At 68.0% G+C, this 22,039-nt stretch carries 23 protein-coding genes and 1 pseudogene; 12 read left to right on the top strand and 12 right to left on the bottom strand.

Going from position 1 to position 22,039, the window contains the following annotated elements; all coding sequences use genetic code 11:
- Positions 1-40 precede the first annotated feature (40 nt).
- Complete coding sequence (locus ACOFKW_RS00970; RefSeq protein ID WP_419815486.1) at positions 41-1,792, bottom strand: fatty acyl-AMP ligase; 1,752 nt, start codon at positions 1,790-1,792, stop codon at positions 41-43.
- Between the two features lie 262 nt (positions 1,793-2,054).
- On the opposite strand from ACOFKW_RS00970, the gene ACOFKW_RS00965 reads away from it, so the two are divergent.
- Entirely contained in the window at positions 2,055-2,561 is a 507-nt protein-coding gene (locus tag ACOFKW_RS00965; RefSeq protein WP_419815485.1) for a regulatory protein RecX, read from the top strand.
- Here the strand turns inward: ACOFKW_RS00965 and ACOFKW_RS00960 are convergent.
- The 3 genes from ACOFKW_RS00960 to ACOFKW_RS00950 are packed head-to-tail and all read right to left on the bottom strand — an operon-like array spanning position 2,498 to position 5,717.
- Positions 2,498-4,135, bottom strand: coding sequence for an NTP transferase domain-containing protein (locus ACOFKW_RS00960; protein WP_419815484.1), 1,638 nt, complete (start codon positions 4,133-4,135; stop codon positions 2,498-2,500). The two genes, ACOFKW_RS00965 and ACOFKW_RS00960, sit on opposite strands and share 64 nt — an antisense overlap.
- On the bottom strand, positions 4,132-5,070 hold the full coding sequence (locus tag ACOFKW_RS00955) for an XdhC family protein (protein WP_419815483.1): 939 nt from the start codon (positions 5,068-5,070) through the stop codon (positions 4,132-4,134). The genes ACOFKW_RS00960 and ACOFKW_RS00955 overlap by 4 nt, the downstream gene beginning before the upstream one ends.
- A complete protein-coding gene (locus ACOFKW_RS00950; protein ID WP_419815482.1) occupies positions 5,067-5,717 on the bottom strand; it encodes a CoxG family protein in 651 nt (216 codons plus the stop codon). The genes ACOFKW_RS00955 and ACOFKW_RS00950 overlap by 4 nt, the downstream gene beginning before the upstream one ends.
- 173 nt (positions 5,718-5,890) lie before the next feature.
- On the opposite strand from ACOFKW_RS00950, the gene ACOFKW_RS00945 reads away from it, so the two are divergent.
- The 4 genes and pseudogenes from ACOFKW_RS00945 to ACOFKW_RS00930 all read left to right on the top strand — a co-directional run.
- Positions 5,891-6,508, top strand: coding sequence for a cold-shock protein (locus ACOFKW_RS00945; protein WP_419815481.1), 618 nt, complete (start codon positions 5,891-5,893; stop codon positions 6,506-6,508).
- Between the two features lie 84 nt (positions 6,509-6,592).
- Entirely contained in the window at positions 6,593-6,982 is a 390-nt protein-coding gene (locus tag ACOFKW_RS00940) for an NADH:ubiquinone oxidoreductase subunit NDUFA12 (RefSeq protein ID WP_419815480.1), read from the top strand.
- Positions 6,983-7,501 carry an outer membrane lipid asymmetry maintenance protein MlaD gene (mlaD, locus tag ACOFKW_RS00935; RefSeq protein WP_419815479.1) on the top strand — a complete coding sequence of 173 codons (519 nt, stop codon included), beginning with the start codon at positions 6,983-6,985 and terminating at the stop codon, positions 7,499-7,501. It abuts the gene before it with no gap.
- Positions 7,498-7,863: pseudogene (locus tag ACOFKW_RS00930) on the top strand (DUF2155 domain-containing protein); the annotation flags it as partial. The gene mlaD and the pseudogene ACOFKW_RS00930, both read left to right, overlap by 4 nt.
- A gap of 35 nt (positions 7,864-7,898) precedes the next feature.
- Here the strand turns inward: ACOFKW_RS00930 and aat are convergent.
- Entirely contained in the window at positions 7,899-8,606 is a 708-nt protein-coding gene (aat, locus tag ACOFKW_RS00925; RefSeq protein ID WP_419815478.1) for a leucyl/phenylalanyl-tRNA--protein transferase, read from the bottom strand.
- Entirely contained in the window at positions 8,603-10,003 is a 1,401-nt protein-coding gene (locus ACOFKW_RS00920) for an amidase (protein ID WP_419815477.1), read from the bottom strand. Before ACOFKW_RS00920 ends, aat begins: the two co-directional genes overlap by 4 nt.
- Positions 10,004-10,152: 149 nt before the next feature.
- Here ACOFKW_RS00920 and ACOFKW_RS00915 point away from each other — a divergent pair, with 149 nt between their 5' ends.
- The gene (locus tag ACOFKW_RS00915; RefSeq protein ID WP_419815476.1) at positions 10,153-11,265 is read left to right on the top strand and encodes an NADH:flavin oxidoreductase/NADH oxidase; all 1,113 of its coding nucleotides are present in this window, start codon (positions 10,153-10,155) and stop codon (positions 11,263-11,265) included.
- Between the two features lie 57 nt (positions 11,266-11,322).
- Positions 11,323-11,640: a hypothetical protein gene (locus ACOFKW_RS00910; RefSeq protein WP_419815475.1), complete on the top strand. Its 318-nt coding sequence runs from the start codon at positions 11,323-11,325 to the stop codon at positions 11,638-11,640.
- Between the two features lie 63 nt (positions 11,641-11,703).
- On the opposite strand, the gene accC is transcribed toward ACOFKW_RS00910, so the two are convergent.
- Genes accC through aroQ form a run of 3 tightly spaced genes read right to left on the bottom strand, consistent with a single transcriptional unit; the run spans position 11,704 to position 14,018 of the window.
- On the bottom strand, positions 11,704-13,053 hold the full coding sequence (gene accC, locus ACOFKW_RS00905) for an acetyl-CoA carboxylase biotin carboxylase subunit (protein ID WP_419815474.1): 1,350 nt from the start codon (positions 13,051-13,053) through the stop codon (positions 11,704-11,706).
- Between the two features lie 5 nt (positions 13,054-13,058).
- Positions 13,059-13,535 (bottom strand): acetyl-CoA carboxylase biotin carboxyl carrier protein, encoded by a 477-nt coding sequence (locus tag ACOFKW_RS00900; protein ID WP_419815473.1) that lies wholly within the window; start codon positions 13,533-13,535, stop codon positions 13,059-13,061.
- Positions 13,536-13,568: 33 nt separating this feature from the next.
- Entirely contained in the window at positions 13,569-14,018 is a 450-nt protein-coding gene (gene aroQ / locus ACOFKW_RS00895) for a type II 3-dehydroquinate dehydratase (protein WP_419815472.1), read from the bottom strand.
- Positions 14,019-14,061: 43 nt separating this feature from the next.
- Between aroQ and thiS the strand changes: the two genes are divergently transcribed.
- Positions 14,062-15,042 (top strand): sulfur carrier protein ThiS, encoded by a 981-nt coding sequence (gene thiS, locus ACOFKW_RS00890; RefSeq protein ID WP_419815471.1) that lies wholly within the window; start codon positions 14,062-14,064, stop codon positions 15,040-15,042.
- Here thiS and ACOFKW_RS00885 read toward each other — a convergent pair.
- Genes ACOFKW_RS00885 through ACOFKW_RS00875 form a run of 3 tightly spaced genes read right to left on the bottom strand, consistent with a single transcriptional unit; the run spans position 15,003 to position 17,211 of the window.
- Positions 15,003-15,515 (bottom strand): RNA pyrophosphohydrolase, encoded by a 513-nt coding sequence (locus ACOFKW_RS00885; RefSeq protein ID WP_419815470.1) that lies wholly within the window; start codon positions 15,513-15,515, stop codon positions 15,003-15,005. The two genes, thiS and ACOFKW_RS00885, sit on opposite strands and share 40 nt — an antisense overlap.
- Complete coding sequence (locus tag ACOFKW_RS00880; protein WP_419815469.1) at positions 15,512-16,228, bottom strand: hypothetical protein; 717 nt, start codon at positions 16,226-16,228, stop codon at positions 15,512-15,514. Before ACOFKW_RS00880 ends, ACOFKW_RS00885 begins: the two co-directional genes overlap by 4 nt.
- Complete coding sequence (locus ACOFKW_RS00875; RefSeq protein ID WP_419815468.1) at positions 16,225-17,211, bottom strand: alpha/beta hydrolase; 987 nt, start codon at positions 17,209-17,211, stop codon at positions 16,225-16,227. The genes ACOFKW_RS00880 and ACOFKW_RS00875 overlap by 4 nt, the downstream gene beginning before the upstream one ends.
- Positions 17,212-17,317: 106 nt before the next feature.
- Between ACOFKW_RS00875 and ACOFKW_RS00870 the strand changes: the two genes are divergently transcribed.
- The 4 genes from ACOFKW_RS00870 (at position 17,318) to ACOFKW_RS00855 (ending at position 22,015) form a co-directional block, all read left to right on the top strand.
- Positions 17,318-18,061: a lysozyme inhibitor LprI family protein gene (locus tag ACOFKW_RS00870; protein ID WP_419815467.1), complete on the top strand. Its 744-nt coding sequence runs from the start codon at positions 17,318-17,320 to the stop codon at positions 18,059-18,061.
- A gap of 65 nt (positions 18,062-18,126) precedes the next feature.
- The gene (locus ACOFKW_RS00865) at positions 18,127-19,041 is read left to right on the top strand and encodes a histone deacetylase (protein ID WP_419815466.1); all 915 of its coding nucleotides are present in this window, start codon (positions 18,127-18,129) and stop codon (positions 19,039-19,041) included.
- Positions 19,042-19,106: 65 nt separating this feature from the next.
- Positions 19,107-20,987 carry a 2-oxoacid:acceptor oxidoreductase subunit alpha gene (locus ACOFKW_RS00860; protein WP_419815465.1) on the top strand — a complete coding sequence of 627 codons (1,881 nt, stop codon included), beginning with the start codon at positions 19,107-19,109 and terminating at the stop codon, positions 20,985-20,987.
- Complete coding sequence (locus ACOFKW_RS00855; protein WP_419815464.1) at positions 20,984-22,015, top strand: 2-oxoacid:ferredoxin oxidoreductase subunit beta; 1,032 nt, start codon at positions 20,984-20,986, stop codon at positions 22,013-22,015. Before ACOFKW_RS00860 ends, ACOFKW_RS00855 begins: the two co-directional genes overlap by 4 nt.
- Positions 22,016-22,039: the final 24 nt, after the last annotated feature.

Here is a 22,039-nt window from a genome sequence, read left to right as displayed (position 1 = left end):
GGAGTGACAAGCTTTCCTTCCCCCGTTCGGGAGAAGTCGTTCAGGCCGCAATTTCAAACGGCTGGATCTCGCCCGACAGATACTGCAGCCGCGCCTTCGACCGCGACAGCTTGCCGCTCGACGTCCGCGGCAGGGTGCGCGGCGGCACCAACTCGACGACGCAGCTCATGCCGGTGATGTTGCGGACCTTGTTGCGGATCGCATCCCGCAGCAGGGCGCGCTCGGCGACGTCGGACGTGCGGCACTGGACGAGCACGGCAGGCTCCTCCTCGCCGGCAGGGGAGGTGATCGAAAAAGCGGCGATGTCGCCGGCCTTGAAGCCCGGGAGCTGCTCGATCGCCCATTCGATGTCCTGCGGCCAGTGGTTCTTGCCGTTGACGATGATCATGTCCTTGGCGCGGCCGACGATGTAGATGTACCCTTCGGCCAGGTAGCCCATGTCGCCGGTGTCGAGCCAGCCGTCGACGAGGCAGGCGGCGGTCGCCTCGGGGTCGCGGAAATAGCCCGACATGATGCCGAGGCCCTGCACCATGATGCGGCCGATGCGCCGGTCGCCGAGCGTCTCGCCGTCTTCGCCGCGGATCTCGACAGTCAACCCCTTCACCGGGCGGCCGCAATTGACGATGGCGCGGTAGCGGATCGGCTTGGTCGCATCGACCGGACCGGCGCGGCCTTCGCCCGAGAGGACGCGCTCGTCGACCAGGTCGGTTACGATGCCTTCGCCGACCGGCATCATGCTGACCGCAAGCGTCGCCTCGGCAAGGCCGTAGCTCGGCAGGAACGACGAGGCTTCGAACCCGGCGGGGGCGAAGACGTCGACGAAATGCTGCATCACGTCGGGGCGGATCATGTCCGCACCATTGCCGGCGACGCGCCAGCGCGACAGGTCGAAACGGGCGGCGACGTCGATCGACGACGACACGCGGCGGGCGCAGATGTCATAGCCGAAGGTCGGCGAATAGCTCAGGCTGTGCCCCTCGTTGCGGGTGATCAGGCTGAGCCACGACAATGGCCGGCGGGCGAAATCCTCGGTGGCGAGGTAATCGGCCGACATCTGGTTGGCGAGCGGCGACAGGAAGCAGCCGACCAGCCCCATGTCGTGATACCAGGGCAGCCACGAGACGACGCGGTCGTCGTCGCGGACCTGGGTGGCGATGGCATGGCCGGCAAGGTTCGCCAGCAGGGCGCGGTGGGTGACCGAGACGCCGTGCGGGAAGCGTGTGCTGCCGCTGGAATACTGAAGGTAGGCGATGTCGTCGGGGCTGGCCTGTGGCAGGTCGGCGGCAGGTGCATCGACGGTGGCGAAGACGGCCCAGTCGTGTGCAGTGCAATGCGGCAGGTCGGCGGCAGCCTCGGCGACCATCGCGAACAGGCCCGGAGGCGACAGCACCAGCACCGGATCGCAACTGATCAACTGGGTGCGGATCTGCTCGACGTACGAATCGCGGCCACCAAACGAGGTCGGCAGGGGCAGCGGCGTCGGCAGCGCACCAGCGTAGATGGCGGCGAAGAACATCGCGGCAAAGTCGGCGCCGGTCTCGGCAATCAGAGCAACGCGCTCACCGGGGGCGACGCCGGCGGCGATCAAACGGCGGGCATGGGCCAGCGCGTCGGTTCGGAGTTCCCGATAAGGATAAGCGCGCGACAGGGCAGCACGAGCGTCGAAGAAATTAACGCCGCGAGCCCCGAGGGCAGCATAATCCAGGGCTTCACCGAGCGTCGCGAAGTCGGCGATACGGCGCGGCAAGGCGTCCAGCGTCGTGGTCGGCACAATCAGAGTCTCGAGCGGCACGGTTGAATCCGCAACGTCGCGCCCGACAGCGTTCAGCGAATGCGGCAAACCAGCGTCTCCTTGCGTCCCCTGTCGTCGCTACGCCGCAGTGTACATCCGCAGCGCGCACGATCCTTCGTAGATTAAGCCTTAGCTACGCGACACGGTTAAAATCGGACGCCATAGTGGCAGAAGCATGGCAAGGCTTTCCACCTCTTTCGGACGCAAGCGGAGCGGTTCCGCCAACGGCGAACCACGCCCACCCCGCGAGCGCGCTGAAAGGGTGCCGCCGCCGCCGCTCGACGCACCGCACTTGCGCGACCTTGGACTGCGCTATGTCGGCAAGTATGCGACCAGTGCCGCCAAGCTGAAACGCTATCTGGAGCGCAAGCTGTGGGAGCGTGGCTGGAGCGGGGAGGGCGCGGCGCCCGTGGCGGAAATCGTCGAGAAGTTCGTCGGGCTCGGCTATATCGACGACCGCGCCTTCGGGGAGTCGCGAGCGCGAGGACTGGTGGCCAAGGGCTTCGGGTCGCGCCGGATCGGGCAGGACCTTAATGCCGCAGGGATCGAAAAGGGGCTGGCGGGCGAGATCAGCGAAAAGGCCGATGGCCGCACGGTGGCTGAGGCGTTCGCCCGGCGCCGGCGTTTCGGGCCATATGATCCCGGCGGCTTCGATCCGGACCGGCACCGCAAGCAGGTCGCGGCGATGATGCGGGCCGGGCATGACTATGCGACGGTCCGCGCCGTGCTGAAGGGCGATCCGTCGGAGGAAGAGTTCCCAGAGGACTGATCCCGCATGGCCGCCAGCGCTTCCGGCGTGTCGACATCTGCGAGGACGCCGTCGCTGTCGGCCTCAACCTCGATCACTGCATCGCCGAGTTCCGCCAGCAGCGCCTTGCCGCCGACGTCGCCGGTCATCGCCATCAGCCGCGGGAAGTGCGCGCGGCCCCACAGCACCGGGTTGCCGCGCTTGCCGTGCCAGGTCGGCACCGCCACCGCGCTGTCGCTCGTCGCCGCCTCGGCGAGCGCCTGCATCGTTGCCGGCGTGACGCGGGGCATGTCGCCGAGGCAAACCAGCACCGCCCGCCACTCTGCCGGTACCGCAGCCAGTCCTGCCCGCAGCGATGCCGACAGCCCCGCCGCAAAGTCCGCCGCCTCGACGTAGATCGCCGCCCGGTCGGCGAGAGTGTCGCGGACCTGCGCGCCCATGTTGCCAAGCACGATTAATGGCGGCCCAAGCCCGGCCGTCTCCAGCGAGTCAGCGACATGCACCACGACCGGCCGGCCCTCCAGGTCGGCGAGCAGCTTGTTGCCCCCGCCGAACCGGCTCGACCGTCCCGCCGCGAGGATGATCGCCCCGACTCGCCCCGCCGCCGCCGGCTGCGCGACGCGTGGCTCCGGCCGCTCTGCCTCGGGCAACAGGCCGCCGACGCCCATCGCCGCCACGTCGAGGCTCGTCACGTCGATGCCGGCGACCAGGCGCTCCAGCACCCAGTCGAAACCGTTGCGCTTCGGGCTCCTTGCACACCCTGGCAGGCCGATGACCGGTCGCTTCCCGATCCGCCCGAGGCACAGCAAATTGCCCGGGTCGACCGGCATGCCCAGCCGCTCGACGATCCCGCCGGCAGCGACGATCGCCGCAGGCACGACGTCACGGCGATCGACCGTCGCCGAGGCTCCCGCCACCAGGGTGATCGCGGCGCTGGTCGGCTGGGCCAGCAGCGCCGTCAGCGCCGCCTCGTCATGCTCGCAGGTCTCGATCCTGCCGACCGTCACGCCCAACGACGCCAGCCGCGCCCGGGTCACGCTTTCGGTCTTCGCTACTGCCTTGTCGCTGACGCCGTGCAGTCGCGTGGTGAACAACTCGACCGTGATCCCGCGAAACGCTGCGAGGCTCAGCGGCACGACCGCCGCCAGTGCCAGATCGAGCACCGGCCGCGATACCGCATAGGGAATGATCTTCACGGTCGCGACGATCTCGCCGGCCGCTACCCGGGCGAAGGGAGCGAGCGTGCCGAGGGTGATGCTCTCGTCGATCCGGTTGATCCGGTCGATCGCCGCCGCGTCGAGCCGCAGCAACCCCGACTGTCGCGCTGCGAGGTTGACGCGCCCATGCACCGGCGCCAACGCCTCGATATCGAGCCCGGCAAGCGCATCGCCAAGGGCCTGCGCGGCATCCGCCTCCGGCACATCTTCGGCTTCGAGCCGCGCGACCGTCAGCGCTACGAGGCCGGCGGCGCGTGCGGCATCGATGTCGTCGAGCGACAGCCGCCGACCCTTGCTCCAGCGCGTGTCGCCGACCATCTGACCGTGGCCCAGCAGCGAACCGACCGCGGCATCGAGATCGACCGTCGCAAAGATCAAGTCTCTCTCCGCACCGGCCGGCGCCACGCTGCAACCATCTGCGCCGCCACCGACAGCGCGATCTCCGCCGGGCCGCTGGCACCGATGTCGAGCCCGGCCGGACCATGGATCCGCCCCAGCGCCGCGTCGTCGAACCCCAGGCCGCGCAGCCGTTCCAGGCGCCCCGCATGGTTCTTCCGCGACCCCAGCGCCGCGATGTAGAAGGCGTCCGACCGCAGCGCCGCGGCCAGCGCGACATCGTCGAGCTTTGGATCATGGGTCAGCGCGACGACCGCGCTGGCGGCATTGGGCCGCCACTCCGCCAGCGCCTCGTCGGGCCAGCGCTCGTCGACGGCGACGCCTTCGAACCGTGGACCGGCCGCGAACAGCCCGCGTGGATCGATGACCGTCGCGTCATAACCGAGCAGGGCGGCCAGCGGCACCAGGCTCTGAGCGATATGGACCGCCCCGATGATCGCCAGGCGCAGCGGCGGCGCATAGCTGTTGGTGAAGTCACCCTCGGCGCCGATCGCGGTGTGCCCGGTCGCAAGGTCGGTGACGAGCGTCAGCGTTCGTCCGGCGTTACGCGCCTCCGCCAGCTCGTCCAGCAATGCGGGCGAAAAGACGCCCTCTGCGACGGCCTGCACCAATACCGAGATGCGGCCGCCGCAGGCCAGTCCGACCTCCCAGGCCTGGGCATCGGCGACGCCGTAGTCGAGCCGCTTCCAGCCGCCGCGACCGATCAGGTCCAGCGCCTCGGTAATGACGTCGCCCTCGACGCAACCACCGCTGACGGAGCCCTCGAACAAGCCGTCGTCGCGGATCGCCAGATGAGCGCCGACGCGTCGCGGCGCCGAGCCCCAGGTCTCGATGACGGTCGCCAGCGCCACGCCGCGCCCGGCACGATGCCATTCGCGCGCTGCTGCCAGCGCCCGGTCGGGTCCGGCGCCGCTCATGACAGCTGCCAGACCAGCAGCGCGATCACCGCGGCGACGAGCAAGCCACCCCACACCAGCGGTGACATGCCCCCGGCTGCGGCGGCCGTGGGTATGGCCTGCGGATCGTCGGTCGTCTGCATTACCGCCGCGGTCGCGGTGCCGCCTTCCAGCACGCCGGCATCCGCGCCGCCTGCTTCTGCGACCGGTGCGGGAGGACCCTCGACCTCCTGCTTGAAGCGCTCGAAGAAGGTCGCGGCATAGCCCTTGGCTGTGCCTTCGATCAGGCGGCTGCCGAGCTGAGCCAGTTTGCCGCCGACGCTGGAGGTTACCGTGTAGCTGAGCACCGTGACGTCGCCGTCCTCGACCAGCACGACCTCGGCCTGGCCCTTGGCAAAGCCGGCGACGCCGCCCTTGCCCTCGCCCACCAGCCGGTAGCGATGCGGCGGCTCGGGGTCGGTGACGGTTACTGCTCCCGAGAACGTCGCCCTGACCGGACCGACCCTGGCATTCATCTTTCCCTCGAATCGTTCACTGCCGTCCTCGGCCGTAACGCGCGTCAACGTCTCCACGCCGTCGATGCAACGCGCCAGCACGGCGGGGTCGTTGAGCGCTGCCCAGACGGTGTCCCGTGGGGCGGCGATGCGGTTCTCGCCCTGCAACTCCATGAAAACTCTCCAATGATCTGTTTAATCTTAACGTTCGTCGCACGATTCGAACGCGCCAGCCGGTTCATTAACAACATGGTATCGCTGAACGGTCCGCCCATGCTACACTGTTAGCTTGTCAAGGGTAGGTTGCGTGGGGGCGCCGTGTGACCGAAATAGCGTTGATCGACGATATGAGCGATACGGCCGCGATAGTCCCCGCCGGGGAACAGGACACCTGCGTGCGCGGGGTGGTCAAGTGGTTCGATGCCGTGCGCGGCTATGGCTTCATGGTTCCCGACGATAATAGCGGCGACGTGCTGGTGCATTTCACCGTCGTTCGCGAGATCGGCCGACGGACTTTGCCCGAAGGCGCGACCCTGTCGTGCCATATCATGCAGCGCGATCGCGGTCGCCAGGCTCGCAAGATCGTCGACCTCGACCTGTCCACCGCAATCGGTCCCGATCCTGAAACTGCTGTCCAGCGCTCGGTGAACCGGGTCGACCCGACCGCCTTGATGGCGACGGCGGGGCCATTGGAGCCGGTGACCGTCAAATGGTTCAACCGGCTGAAGGGATACGGCTTCGTCGTTCGAGATGGTGGCGACCAGGATATTTTCGTCCACATGGAAACCGTGCGCCGTGCCGGCCTGCTGGAACTCGAGCCTGGGCAGTTGCTGGCGGCGCGGATCGCGCCCGGCCAGAAAGGTCCGCTGGCCGTCGAACTGTCGACGCGCACCGAGACGGCGAACGACGACGAAGCCCCAATGGGCGGCGATACCGTGGAATGGCTCAAGGCAGTGGCCGACTGACACCTCACGAACTAAGGCTGCGCACCTGTGGGGCAAAGCGCGGACTTGCCATACGGTCAGGATTCGGGTTCTAACCCCGACACCATGAGCCTCCTCAAAACGATCTTCACCTGGTGGAACGGTCCGTCGTTCGGAACCAGCCTGTCTACCCGCCGCTTCGGCCGCGAGGTCGGACGCGATACGCAGGGCAATATCTACTTCGCATCGAAGGTAGGGGCCAAGGGCGACGAGCGTCGCTGGGTGATCTACAACGGCACGCCCGAGGCAAGCCGGATCCCGCCCGAATGGTATCTGTGGATGCACAAGACCGTCGACACCCTGCCCAGCGAACAGCCGGCGCCGCGCATCTGGGAAAAGCCGTGGGTACCGAATCTCACCGGCACGCCCAAGGCGCATGCGCCCTCGGGCAGTCTCGCGGTCACCGGCAAGCGGGCCCGCGCCACCGGCGATTACGAAGCCTGGAGCCCGGAGTAGATGCGCGCCTTGCTCAAGGACAATTTCATCGAGGCACTGATCGGCCTGCTGGTGCTGGTCGTGGCCGTCGGCTTCGTCGTCTTCGCCTACCAGCGTACGGCGGCAGGTGGCGGCGCCAACGGCTACAAGCTGGCGGCGCGGTTCGCCAATGTGACGGGCGTCTCGACCGGGACCGACGTCCGCGTCTCGGGGATGAAGGTCGGCACCGTGACCGGCCAGCGCCTCGACGCCAAGTCGTTCCAGGCGGTGCTCGACCTGTCGATCGACCCGGCGGTCAAGCTGCCGATCGACTCGAGCGCGGCGATCACGTCCGAGGGCATTCTCGGCGGCAGCTACATCTCGCTGACGCCGGGTGGCGATCCCAAGCTGCTCAAGGCCGGTGACGAGATCGACGATACCCAGGGCGCGACCGACCTGATGTCGCTGATCGGCGGATATATCAACCGTACCGGATCGAGCGAGAGTGCTGCGCCAACGGCTCCTGCCCCTGCAACCGGCGCGACACCAGCGGCCAAATGATCCTGTTCGCACTGCTGGCGCTGCAGGTGGCCGGGCAGGCCGCAGCTCCTGCAGCCCCGGTTGCGGCAATCAAGCCGGCGCCGGCGAAGACCGATGCCGCCAAAAGCCCGGTGATCGCCGCCGAGACACCGATGGCCGAACGGGTCGTGACCTTCGCTGCGCTTAACAAGCGTAACGGACGCAGCGAGACGTTCACTGCCAAGCCGGGCGAGGCGGTGACTTTCGACGCCCTGACCATCCGGGTACGCGCCTGCGAGACCACACCGCCGACCGAGCAGCGGCTGACCGGCGCCTTCCTGCAGATCGACGAGCGGTTGCGGATCGGCAATCCGCGGCGCCTTTATTCGGGGTGGATGTACGCGGAAAGTGCTTCGCTACACCCGCTGGAGCACCCGCTCTACGACGTCTGGGTGAGAAGCTGCGCGATGACCTTCCCGGCGACGGGGCCGGATACGGTCGGGGCCGGCAGGACGGCCATCGACAAGGCGCCATCGCCCAGGACGTCGAGCGCAAAGAAGTCGCCGGCGACCGATAGCGCCCTGTCCAACTGAAGCTTGTAGGCGGCGCGAGGCAGTTCGATCGCGCCGAAGCTGGCAAGATGACTGGTCAGGAACTGGGTGTCGAGCAGGCGGAAGCCACCGACGCGGAGCCGCGCGACCAGATGCGCCAGCGCGATCTTGGACGCATCGCGTACTCGGCTGAACATGCTTTCACCAAAGAACGCCGCCCCGAGCTTGACCCCATAAAGTCCGCCGACGAGCGCGCCGTCCTGCCAGCATTCGACCGAATGGGCATTTCCCCGGGCGTGCAGGGCGCCATAGGCATCGAGGATGGTGGCGTTGATCCAGCTGTCGGGCCGCTCCGGGGTCGCCTCCGCACAGGCGCGCATGACCCCGCCGAAGTCGCGGTCGGCAGTGACGGTGAAGCGCTCGCTGCGCAACGTCTTCGCCAGGCTTCGCGGCAGATGGTAGCCGTCGAGCGGGATGATGCCGCGCCGCTTGGGCTCGACCCAGAAGACATCATCCGCATCGACGCTGTCGGCCATCGGGAACGCGCCGATGCGATAGGCACGGAGCAGCAGATCGGGATCGAGGCGCTGGCTCATCCGCCGACCCATAGCGGGGGGCGCAGCCGATCCCAGCCGATCTCGCGCTCCAGCTCATAAGCCAGTTCGAGCAGGATGCGCTCGCCGCCGGGACGCGTCGAGAACTGCATTCCGATCGGTAGTCCATCGGCGGAAAAACCCATCGGCAGCGAGATCGCCGGTGCCCCTGCGGCATTCTCGATCGGCGTGTAGGCGACATAGGCGCCGAGCAGCGGCGCGACCGAATCATAGGACTGCGCCGGCGACAGCGCGCCGATCGCCACCGGCGGCAGGCCCAGCGTCGGCGTCATCAGCACGTCGAAGTCGTCGAACTGCGATGAATACTGCGTCTCCAGCAACTGCAGCGCGGCAATCGCAGCGTTGATGGCAGCGCGATCGAAGCCGGCGCCGTGCGCCGCCCAGGTCAGGGTCAGCGGCTCGACATCCGCATCGGTGACCGCGCGGCCGAGGAAGTCTGCGGCGATCTTGGTGCGGTCGGCGGCTCCGACGCTCCACAGCGCGGTGAAGGCAGCTCCGACGGCGCGTCCGTCGAAGGCCGGGCGCACATCGGCAACGGCGTGACCCAGCGCCTCCAGGCAGCGCCGGCTGGTTTCGAAGACCGCGCCCACGTCGGGGTGAGGCTCGGCTCGGGTCGCCGAGGCGCTCATCATTCGGATCTTGAGCCGCCGCTCCGATGCTCCGGTGACCAGTCCGACCGCGGGATACGCCGCGTCGGTGCCTTCGCAGGCGGCAAGCCATGCAGCGGTGTCGCGGACAGTGCGGCTGACGCAGCCATTGACGCCGAAGTCGGTGACGTGGCGAAGCTGGGTCTCGCCCGCCATCCTTGCTCGCGACGGTTTCAGCCCGACAAGGTTGCAGCACGACGCCGGGATGCGGATCGAACCACCGCCGTCGTTGCCGTGCGCCACCGCCACGACCCCCGCCGCCACCGCCGCCGCACTGCCCCCCGACGAGCCACCGGCACTGTGCGCGAGGTTCCAGGGATTGCGCGTCGGCCCGCCCAGCAGCGGCTCAGTCGTCGGTAAAAGCCCGAATTCCGGCAGGGTCGAACGCCCGATCGAGACAGCGCTACTGGCCTCGATCGCCGCGGCGATGGGCGAGTCAGCGATGCCCACCCGCTTGGCCAGGCCCCGGCACCCGCTCGTCCACGGCAGCCCGGCCTGCTCGACATTGTCCTTGATCAGCGTCGGCACGCCCGCCAATGGCCCACTCGGCCCGGCCAGCGCCGCGGCGCGCGCGCGGTCATAGTTCGGTAACGCCACAGCGTTCAGGCGGCCGTTGACCGCCTCCAGTCGCTCAATCGCCGCCTCGACCAGCGCCGCCGACGACACCCGGCCGCTGCGCACTGCGGCGACCTGCGCCACCGCGTCCTCGAAAGTCTCTTCGGACTTCGTCATCCCGCCTCCCCCGATTTGCATCATCTATGCCTGGCGGTGGCGGCATTACCAGTGCGTCAGGGTCTCATCCGCGCTTTTCGCCCCTGCATGCGGGTCGCAGGCAACCTATATCCGTGCCCGACGTCGTGCACCGCGACAGGAGATCCCAGTTGTCGAGCAAGTTATTCGAAGGCCTGACCCTGGGCGGGCTGAGCCTGCCCAACCGCATCGTCATCGCGCCGATGTGCCAATATTCCGCCGTCGACGGCAATGCCACCGACTGGCACACCATCCATCTCGGCAGCCTGGCCTTGTCGGGTGCCGGCTTGCTCATCATCGAGGCGTCGGCGGTGGAGCCCGAGGGGCGGATCAGCCCCGACGATCTCGGCCTGTGGTCCGACGACAACGAGGCGGCGCTGGGCAAGGTCCTGGCCTCGGTCCGCCGCCACTTTGCGATGCCCATCGGTATCCAGCTGGCGCACGCCGGGCGCAAGGCGTCGGTGCGCGTGCCGTGGCAGGGCAACGCCCAGATCCCCGCCGATGCCCCCGATGGCTGGCAGACCGTCGCGCCCTCGGCCATCGCCTTCGACCCGAGCAAGGAGCATGCCCCGGAGGCGCTCGATGCCGATGGACTGTCACGGATCAAGGCGGCATTCGTCGCGGCGGCGCAGCGGGCGGAGCGTCTCGGCCTCGACCTGATCGAGCTGCACGGCGCGCACGGCTATCTGCTGCACGAGTTCCTGTCGCCGCTGTCGAACCTGCGCACCGACGATTATGGCGGCAGCCTCGACAATCGCATGCGCTTTCCGCTCGAGGTGTTCGAGGCGGTGCGTGCGGTGTTCCCGGCGCACAAGCCGGTCGGGATGCGGGTCTCCGCCAGCGACTGGGCCGACGGTGGCTGGGATATCGATCAGACCATTGCCTTCGCCAAGGCACTGGAAGCGCAAGGCTGTTCGTTCATGCACGTCTCCAGCGCCGGGCTGATTTCGACCCAGAAGATCGCGGTGTCGCCGAGTTACCAGGTGCCGTTCGCACGGGCGGTCAAGGCGGCGGTGACGATGCCGGTGATCGCCGTGGGCCTCATCACGGAATATGAGCAGGCCGAGGCGATCGTCGCGACCGGCGACGCCGATGCGGTCGCGCTGGCGCGGGGCATCCTCTATGATCCGCACTGGCCGTGGCACGCCGCGGCGCATCTTGGCGCGCAGGTCCAGGCGCCGAACCAGTATCTCCGCTCGCAGCCGCAGCGCTTCAAAAGCCTGTTGGTGCCCAACCCTGCCTGAACTGCGGGAACGGCAATCGGCGCGGCGGGTTGCTTCATCGTCAACGAGGAAAAGACGATGAGCAGGCCCAGCTACCGCGAAGGCGACGCCAACCGCAAAAGAGGCGGGCTGCTTCCCGGCGTGCTGGTCGGCGTCGCCGGCTATGTCCTGTGGCGTCAGCGTGACGCGCTCGGCGAGTGGCTTCAGTCTTTTGCAGGCGATGCGTCGCCTGACGCGGCGTCGGAGCAGGTGCCGGACGACTATGACTGGAACCGGCCGAGCGTGTTCAACAGCACCGCTATGGCCGGGCCGAAGGAGGGCGCCGGCGCGACTGTCGGCTATCCCGGCGGCACGATGGGGACCGATCCCGGCACCCAAGGCGAAGGCGCGCAATAGACCGACATTGATTATCCGATCCGGGGCCAGCTTAGCTCGCTCCGGACCACGAGCGGACGCCAGCTAGGCGGCGGCGCGTTTCGCCAGCCAGCGCTCCAGCCACTTGATCGAATAGTCGCCGGCCTGGAACTCCGGGTCCTCGATCAGCGCCTGGTGGAGCGGGATCGTCGTCTTGGGACCGTGGATGACATATTCCTCCAGCGCGCGGCGTAGGCGGGCGATGGCATCTTCGCGGGTCGCGCCATAGACGATCAGCTTGGCGATCAGCGAATCGTAATAGGGCGGAATGCGATAGCCGTCGTACAGCGCGCTATCGACGCGGACGTGCAGCCCGCCCGGCGCATGATAGTCGGTGACCCGGCCCGGCGACGGGGCAAATGTTTGCGCGTCCTCGGCGTTGATCCGGCACTCGATGGCGTGGCCTTCGATGCGGACCTGATCCTGGGTGACCGACAGCGGCAGGCCGGCGGCGACGCGGATCTGCTCGCGCACCAGGTCGATGCCGGTGATCGCCTCGGTGACCGGATGCTCGACCTGCAGCCGGGTGTTCATCTCGATGAAGTAGAACTCGCCGTTCTCGTACAGGAACTCCATCGTGCCGGCGCCGCGGTACTGCAGCTTGGCGACGGCGGCGCGGACGACTTCGCCCATGCGGGCGCGCTCCGAAGGCGACAGGGCGGGGGAGGGGGCCTCCTCCAGCACCTTCTGGTGGCGGCGCTGCAGCGAGCAGTCGCGCTCGCCGAGGTGGATGGCATTGCCCTTGCCGTCGCCGAACACCTGGAACTCGATGTGGCGTGGTTCGGACAGGTATTTCTCGATGTAGACGGTGTCGTCGCCGAACGCCGCCTTGGCTTCCGACTTCGCCGCCGCGATCAGCGCCGGGGCCGAGGCCGCGTCGGGGATGACCTTCATGCCGCGTCCGCCGCCGCCGCTGGCCGCCTTGACCAGCACCGGATAACCGATGGTGTCGGCGATCGCGATGGCTTCCTCGGCCGAAGCGACCGGGCCGTCGGAGCCGGGGACCAGCGGCAGGCCAAGCATCGCGGCGGTGCGCTTTGCCTCGATCTTGTCGCCCATGCGCCGGATATGGTCGGGCGTCGGCCCGATCCATACGATGTTATGCTCCTCGACGATCTCGGCGAAGCGCGCGTTCTCGCTGAGGAAACCATAGCCCGGGTGGATCGCGTCGGACTGCGAGATTTCCGCCGCCGAGATGATGTTGGGCATGTTGAGGTAGCTGTCGGTGGCGGACGCCGGGCCGATGCAGATCGCCTCGTCGGCCATGCGGACGTGCATCGCATCGGCGTCTGCGGTCGAATGGACGGCCACCGTCTTGATGCCAAGCTCGCGGCAGGCACGGTGGATACGCAGCGCGATTTCGCCGCGGTTGGCGATCAGGATCTTGCCGAACATGGGAATTATTCGATCACGATCAGCGGCTGGTCGTACTCCACGGGCATCTCGTTGCCGATGCAGACATGGATGACCTTGCCGGCCTTGGGCGCGACGATCGGGTTCATGACCTTCATCGCCTCGATGATCAGCAGCGTGTCGCCGGCGGCGACCGTGGCGCCGACCGCGGCAAACGCCGGGCTGGTCGGGTCGGGCGTCAGATAGGCGGTGCCGACGATCGGCGAGCGGACGAGACCGGGATGGGTCTTCCAGTCCTTCTCGCCCGACGGCGCAGCTTCGACCTCGACGGTGGTGGTGCTGGCCGGCGCGGGCGCATATTGCGGCGCGGGGGCGTAACCGGCCTGGGCCGCCGGCTTGCGGACGACGCGAATGCGCCGCTCGCCGTCGGTGACCTCAATCTCGGTCAGCTTGGTTTCGTCCAGCAGTTCGGCGAGTTCGCGCACCAGCGCGGTATCGACCTGCATCCCGTTCGGGTCGGTCATCTTGTCCTCAAGTGTTGTTAGTGCGGCTAAGTGTCAGAATGTTGCTGCGGCGTCCAGCGCCAGCCGGTAGCCCAACGCTCCGAAGCCGACGATCGTGCCTCGCGCCGCAGAACCGATGTAGCTGTGGTGGCGGAAGGATTCCCGCCGCTGGGGGTTCGACAGGTGAACCTCGATAACCGGCGTTTTCACGCCCTTGATGGTATCGTGCAACACCACCGACGTATGCGTCAGGCCGGCGGCATTGATGATGACAGCGCGGGCGCCCCGGCTCGCGGCCTCCTGGATCCAGTCGACCAGATGGCCCTCGTGGTTCGATTGGCGCAGGTCGATCTCCAGCCCCAGCTCGCGTCCGCGCTCCTCCAGCATCCCGGCGATGTCGTCGAGCGTGTCATGGCCATAGATCTCCGGCTCGCGCGTGCCGAGGAGATTGAGGTTGGGTCCGTTGAGGACGTACACGAGGTTGCTGGCATCAGGCATCCGCATCTCTATATGACCGTTCCCGCGTTCACGCAAAGCAGGCTGCCCCATGACCCTGTCGATCACCCTCAACGGCGAGCCCCGCCGCGTCGCGCCCGGCACGACGATCGCCGCATTGCTCGGCGAACTCGACCTGGATGCGGCCAAGGTGGCGGTCGAGCGCAACCTCGAGATTTCGCCGCGCTCGGGCTTTGCCGGGCAGGAACTGCAGGACGGCGACCGGCTGGAGGTCGTGCACTTCGTCGGCGGCGGGCAGGACGATGGTGACGGATGGAGCGTCGCCGGGCGGCAGTTCAAGTCGCGGCTGATCGTCGGAACCGGCAAGTACAAGGACTATGTCCAGAACGCCGCCGCGGTCGAGGCATCGGGCGCCGAGATCGTCACCGTCGCCGTGCGCCGGGTCAACGTCATGGACCGGTCGCAGCCGATGCTGACCGACTATATCGATCCCAAGCGCTTTACCTATTTGCCCAACACCGCGGGCTGCTTCACCGCCGACGAGGCGGTGCGGACGCTGCGGCTGGCGCGCGAGGCTGGCGGGTGGAAGCTGGTCAAGCTGGAGGTGCTGGGCGAGGCGCGGACGCTGTACCCCGACATGGCGGAGACGCTGGTGGCAACCAAGACCCTGGTCGCGGAAGGCTTCGACGTGATGGTCTACTGCGCCGACGATCCGATCGCGGCGAAGAAGCTGGAGGAACTGGGCGCCGTGGCGATCATGCCGCTGGGCTCGCTGATCGGCTCTGGGCTGGGCATCCAGAACCCGGTGACGATCCGCATGATCGTCGAGGGCGCCAAGGTGCCGGTGCTGGTCGACGCCGGCGTCGGCACCGCGTCCGAAGCATCCGAGGCGATGGAGCTGGGTTGCGCCGGTGTGCTGATGAACACCGCGATCGCTGAAGCCAAGGACCCGATCCTGATGGCCCGCGCGATGAAGCTGGCCGTCGAAAGCGGACGGCTGGCGTACCGCGCCGGGCGGATGGCGCGGCGGCGCTACGCGGACCCGAGCTCGCCGCTGGCCGGTCTGATCTGAGGCAGTGCCGCCAGCACCTGGCGGTACAGCACTTGCTTGAACGGCACGATCAGGCGCGCCAGGTCCTCACGGGTCGACCACATCCAGCTGCGGAACTCGGGATGTTCGGTGGCGATGTTGACGTCGGTATCGGTGCCGAGGAAGCGCATGGCGAACCATTTCTGGCGTTGGCCGCAGTATTTGCCCTTCCAGATGGTCCCGATCATGTCGTCGGGCAGGTCGTAGTACAGCCACTCGGCGCTCTCGCCGATGACCTCGACGTGGTGCGGCGCGACGCCGGTCTCCTCGCCGAGTTCGCGAAGGGCGGCCTCCAGCGGTTCCTCGCCCTTGTCGATGCCGCCTTGGGGCATCTGCCACGCCTCCAGCTTGGAATCGAGGCGCTGGCCGACGAAGACCTTGTCGTCGGCGTTGATCAGCATGATGCCGACGCCGGGGCGATAGGGCAGGCCGGACTTGTGGACGGGATCGGTCATTTGGCACTCCGGCGGGCGACGTTGAAGCTCTCGACCGTCCGGCATGGCAGGTCGGTGGCGTCCGGAGCGCACAGCAGCACGTTGCCGAAGACCGCAAGCTGTTTCTCGGCAGAGGCGGGCGGAATCGGCGGCCGACCGGCTGGCCAGGGCTTGCCGCGCACGGACAGCTTGAGCGTGTAGACATTGGTCGCATCGCGGAACAGCCAGGCGAAATCCTGCTCCCCGGCACCGGCCAGCGCGGCGGGATAGGCACCCGGGGGCAGTGAGGCGCAGCCGATGCTGACGGTGGTCACCTTGATGCCGGGCGCGAACTCCCGCTCGCCGAGGTTTTGGTAGATCGGCCCGGTGGTGCAGGCGCGCGGCCGGAACAGCTGCTCGGAAAGGTCGGCGGTGCTGGTCGGCGATCGGCCGGCGTTGGCGAAGGCGTTGACGGTCGCCAGCCGGGTCCAGTTCTCGCTGCGCTCGCCGATCGGCGCCGACTCCTGCAGGAACTGGCGCGGCGACTGGACCTGATAGCTCAGCACGAAGGGTCGCGGCAGGTCGAAGGCGAGGGTGCGCCCGAACAGCGGCACGATCTCGCGGACCGGCTTGGCGCTGCCTTTCCACGCGGCGGTCTGGGCGGCGGCGATGCTCGCGACCTGGGCGGGGGGCAGTTCCTGGGCGTCGACTGGGAGGGTAAAGGCCAGCGCGACGCCCAGCGCGAGGCGCTTCACTCGGCGGCCTCGGCCAGCTGCGCCGACCGGGACGTCGTCGCCTCGTCGATCAGCAGGCGCAGGTCGGACAGGCAACCGTGCAGGTCGGCATTTGTGCTAGGGATGGCGCCGCGCAGGTTCATGCAGCCGTGGATCTGGCCCGCAGCCTCGCGGAAGACAGTGCGAACGCCGTGCTGCACCAGCTTCGCCGCATAGGCCCGCCCCTGGTCGCGCAGCGGATCGAGGCCGCAGGTGAACACCATCGCCGGGGGCAGGCCGGCGAGGCTGGCGACATGCAGAGGCGAGGCATATGCGTGGGTGAAATCGGGCGTGGCGCCCATATAGTGCTGGGTGAACCAGCGCATCCCCTCGAAGCTGAGCAGATAGCCCTCCGCAAACTCCTGCATCGAGCCGGCGTTGGCCGTCATGTCGACGCCCGGGTAGATCAGCCACTGCGCGATGATCGGCACCGCAAGCTGGCCGTGCTGCTGCTGAGTGATCACCGCCGCGAGGTTGCCACCAGCGCTGTCGCCGGCCGGGATCAGCCCGGTGACCGGGTGGCCGACGATCGCGGGGGAGCCGGCCAGCCAATGCGTCGCGGTCAGGCAATCCTCGGTCGCGGCGGGGAAAGGGTGTTCGGGCGCCAGCCGATAATCGACGCTGACGACCGTCAGGCCAAGGACGCGTGCGATCTCCGCACACAGCGGATCGTGGGTCTCCAGGTCGCCGATGACCCAGCCGCCGCCGTGGTAGAAGACCAGCACTGGGCCTGCTGCCGGACTTGCGACGGCGCTGTACAGGCGGGCGGGGATGGCATGGCCGTGCGGGCTGGGGATGGTGAAGTCCTCGACCCGGGCCAGCTCGCCGCGCCTGGCATCGGCAAGCTGGCCCATCATCCGCATCATCTGGCGCGCCGTCGCCGGATCGCCCTCGTGCATCTGCGGGCCGGGCTGGGCCGCCAGCATGTCGAGCAGAATCTTAACGTCGGGCCGGATATAGGTCATACGGGTCACTCCCCAGTGTCTTGCCGGACTCTAGGCGCGACGAGGGGCGACGGACAAGACGGCGAGTGCAACCGGCGTTCCGGTATAGCGTTTCTGAGGCGTGACGATGAGTGATGGCCAACACGACGACCGGTGGCGCGCCGAAATCGTCGATGACGACAGCGCCCCCTTGCCCGAGCCGTGGTTCCTCCGCGACCTTCGCAACCGCAATGCCGCGACAGACGCGACCCGCACTGGTCCCGAGCGGCGGACGATGCCGAGCGACGAGGCGCTGAACCTGTACCGCCGCCACGACGACAGCGTGCCCGCGGCGCCGGCGTCGGCGTGGTGGCGCCGTTGGTGGCCGGTGGCGGCGGGCGGCGCGGTGTTGGCGGTGCTACTGGTCCTGATCCTGTTCGTGCCGCCCCGCGTCGACGGTGCATCGACGCCGGTCGAGGTGGCGGCCGAGGCTCCGCCCACGACCGTCGCTACGGCACCTGCCCCAGCAGTGCAGCCGGCCGCCCTGGAGACCGCGGATGCGGCGGACCCCCTGCCGATCGAACAGCCGGAGGACCTGCCCCCGGCGGCGAGAACTGACAGCAATCCCAGCTTCGACTGTGCCGGCGTCGCGTCGCGGGTCAACAAGATGATCTGCGCCAGCGGTCAACTGGCGGCGCTCGATCGGCAGCTCGCCGCGCGTCACGCCGAAGTCGCCAGCGAGCTCGATCCGCAGGACCGCGACGAGCTGGAGCGCAGCCGCGCCGAATTCCTCGGCCACAAGCTGCAGTGCGACGACGAGGATTGCGTCGTCCGCACCTATGAGGACCGCCTCGCCGAGCTCGACGATCTCGACAGCGAAGCCCAGCACTGACCCTGCGACGCTGCTGCCGCGCCTTGCGGCTTCCCTTCGAGGCGGCGGGATGATTGAAGCGGCGGATGACGTTCGCGCTCGTCCACCATGCCGACTATGTCGCCCCGCTTCCCGCCGGGCACAGCTTTCCGATGGACAAATACGGCCTGCTGATGGTCGCGCTGGCCGAAAGCGGTGTCGAGTTCGACCAGCATGTCCCGGTCGCGGCGCCGATCGCCTGGCTGAAGGCGGTCCATGATCCAGCCTATGTCGGCGCGGTGCTCGACGGCAGCCTCGACCCGGCGATCGAACGGCGCATTGGGATTCCAGTGACCGAGCGCGTCGTGCGACGCTCGCGGCTGGTCTGCGGCGGTACCTGGCTGGCAGCGCGGCTCGCCTTGGCCGAGGGTTTCGCGGTCAACAGCGCCGGGGGCAGCCACCACGCGCTGCCCGAGTCCGGCGCCGGCTATTGCGTCTTCAACGACCTCGGCGTCGCGGGCGCGCGACTGCTGGCGGAGGGCAGCGTCGAGCGGTTGCTGGTCGTCGACCTCGACGTCCACCAGGGCGACGGCACCGCCGCGATCTTCGCCGGGGAACCGCGCGCCGCGACTTTCTCGATGCATGCCGCCAAGAACTTCCCGGTGCGCAAGCAGGTCTCGACCCGCGATGTCGAGCTGCCCGACGGCATGGGCGACGAGGCGTATCTGACGTCCCTGGCCGACGAACTCCCGTCACTGCTCGACAGCCACCGGCCACAACTGGTGCTGTACCAGGCGGGAGTCGATCCGCATGCCGAGGACCGCCTCGGGCGGCTCGGCCTCAGCGACGACGGGCTGCAGCGCCGCGATGCCTATGTCGTCGCCACCTGTGCCGAACGCGGCATTCCGGTCGCCGCGACCTTGGGCGGTGGCTATGCCGCCGACCGCCGCATCGTCGCCGACCGTCATGCGCGCGGGATCGTTGCGATGGCGTCCGCAGCCCGCGGCTTTAAGGTACCGTAGCAAAATTGTCTTTGCCGCCTATCTGGCGGGGCGTAAGCAGCGGCAGCATTTCACCGGGAAGCGTAATGGCAACGGCATTCGAGCAGGTTTTCGACAGTCAGAACAACAAGCCTGCAGAAGCCGAGGCAGTCGTCGTCCGCTTCGCCGGCGACAGCGGCGACGGGATGCAGTTGACCGGCGGACAGTTCACGCTTTCGTCGGCGCTGAGCGGCAACGACTTCGCCACCTTCCCCGACTTTCCCGCCGAAATCCGCGCGCCGCAGGGTACGACCTTCGGCGTCTCCGCTTTCCAGATCAACTTCGGTTCGATCGACATCGAGACCGCGGGCGACGAGCCCGACGTGCTAGTGGCGATGAACCCGGCGGCGCTGAAGACCAACATCAAGGCGTTGAAGCGCGGCGGGCTGGCGATCATCGACAGCGGCGAGTTCGGTCCGCGCAACCTCGCCAAGGCGGGGTACGAGGTCAATCCGCTGACCGACGACAGCCTGGCGCCGTGGCAGATCCTGGCCTTCGACATCAGCGCGCAGACGCTGCTGGCGGTGAAGCCGTTCGGGCTGGGCAACAAGGAAGCCCTGCGCTGCAAGAACATGTGGACGCTGGGCCTGGCGCTGTGGATGTTCGACCGCGATCGCGCCCCGCTGATCGACTGGCTGAAGACCAAGTTTTCCAAGAACCCGGTGCTGGCCGAGGCCAATGCCGCAGCGCTCAACGCCGGCCATACCTATGGCGAGGTCGCCGAGATCGGCGGACCGCTCAAGCAGTATCACATCGACGCCGCGGCCGCCGAGCCGGGCTTCTACCGCACCGTCACCGGCGGCGAGAGCCTGGCGCTGGGCCTCGTCGCGGGCGCCAAGCTCGCCGGGCTGCCGATGTTCTTCGGCTCCTATCCGATCACGCCAGCCTCGCCGGTGCTGCACAACCTCGCGCGGTTGAAGGAGTTCGGCGTCACTACTTTCCAGGCCGAGGACGAGATCGCCGCGATCTGCTCCGCCATCGGCGCGAGCTATGCCGGGCATCTGGGCGTCACCTCGTCGAGCGGCCCGGGCATCGCGCTGAAAGGCGAGGCGATGGGGCTGGCGATCATCACCGAGCTGCCGCTTGTCATCGTCAACTCGCAGCGCGGCGGTCCCTCCACCGGCCTGCCGACCAAGACCGAGCAGTCCGACCTGTACCAGGCCGTCTATGGCCGCAACGGCGACGCGCCGCTGATCGTGCTGTCGACGCGCTCGCCAAGCGACTGCTTCGAGGTCGCGATCGAAGCCTGCCGGCTGGCGACCCAGTTCATGACCCCGGTGATGCTGCTGACCGACGGCTATATCGCCAACGCCGCCGAGCCGTGGCGCGTCCCCAGCTCCGACGATTTCGAGCCGTTTCCGGCCGTGTTCGCCGAAGGCCCCGAGGCCGATGGCCGCGTCCTGCCGTTCACGCGCGACCCCGAGACGCTGCGCCGCCAGTGGATCAAGCCCGGCACCCCGGCGATGATGCACCGCATCGGCGGCATCGAGAAGGCGGTCGACACCGGCCACATCAACTACGAGCCCGCCAACCACCAGGCGATGACCGACATCCGCAAGGCCAAGATCGACGGCGTCGCGCGCTATATCCCGCCGCAGGAGGTCGATCTCGGCAACGAGACGGGCAAGCTCGTCGTAGTCGGCTGGGGCTCGACCTATGGTGCGATCCGCAAGGCGGTGCAGCGCTGCCGGGCTCGCGGTCTCGACGTCAGCCACGTCCACATCCGCTACATCTGGCCGCTGCCGCAGAACCTCGGCGAGCTGCTGCGCGGCTATGACAAGATCCTGGTCCCGGAAATGAATACGGGCCAGCTCAAGACCGTCCTGCGCGACCAGTTCCTGGTCGACGCCAAGCCCTTGAACAAGGTCAGCGGCCACCCGTTCAAGATCACCGAAATCGAAGCCGCCATCGAAGGCATGCTCGCATGAACGCCATGACCCCCGTCCCGACCGTGCCCAACGACTGGGCCACCGACCAGGAGGTGCGCTGGTGCCCGGGTTGCGGCGACTATGCGATCCTGAAGGCGGTGCAGCGCACCATGCCCGACCTCGACGTGGCGCGTGAGAATACCGTGTTCGTCAGCGGCATCGGCTGCTCGTCGCGCTTCCCCTATTACATGGAGACCTATGGTTTCCACACCATCCACGGCCGCGCGCCGGCGGTGGCGACGGGGATCAAGCTGGCCAACCCCGAGCTCGACGTGTGGATCGTCACCGGCGACGGCGACGGCCTCAGCATCGGCGGTAATCACCTGCTCCACCTGCTGCGCCGCAACCTCGACGTCCAGCTGCTGCTGTTCAACAACGAGATCTACGGCCTGACCAAGGGGCAATATTCGCCGACCTCGCGCACCGGCACGCGTTCGCCGACGACGCCGTTCGGCTCGGTCGAGCGGCCGATCTCGCCTTGCGCCTTCGCCCTCGGGGCCGGTGGGCGGTTCGTGGCGCGCACCATCGACACCGCCCAAAAGACCATGCCCGACACGCTGAAGCGCGCCCATGCGCACAAGGGCACCAGCTTCGTCGAGATCTTCCAGAACTGCATCGTCTATAACGACGACGTCTTCGCCGCCTTCACCGAGAAGAAGAGCGCGCCGCTCAACCAGCTATGGTGCACCCACGGCGAGCCGCTGCTGTTCGCCGGCGGCACCAAGGGCATCGGCCTCAACCGCGATACCGTCGAGCTGGAGGTCATCGACATCGTCGACGGCGACCTGTCGCAGGTGCTGGTCCATGACGAGAAGAACCGCGTCCAGGCGCAGCTGCTCGTCGGTATGCAGTTCGGCGACTTTCCGATGGCGCTGGGGATCATCTACTGCGACCCGGCCCCGAGCTTCGAGGCGGCCGTCGAGGCCCAGCGCGAAAGCGTCGTCGCCGGCAAGTCGACCGACCTCAATGCGCTGCTCCGCAAGGGTCAGAGCTGGGAGATCAAGGCCAAGGAACTGCGCCCGATCTGATCGGTCGGTAGCGGCACGATCCGA

Origin of the sequence: Glacieibacterium sp. (assembly GCF_965200405.1) — a bacterium.
GTDB lineage: Bacteria > Pseudomonadota > Alphaproteobacteria > Sphingomonadales > Sphingomonadaceae > Glacieibacterium.
The sequence above is the reverse complement of the archived record's forward strand: the minus strand, read 5'-3'. Positions and strand labels throughout refer to the sequence as shown.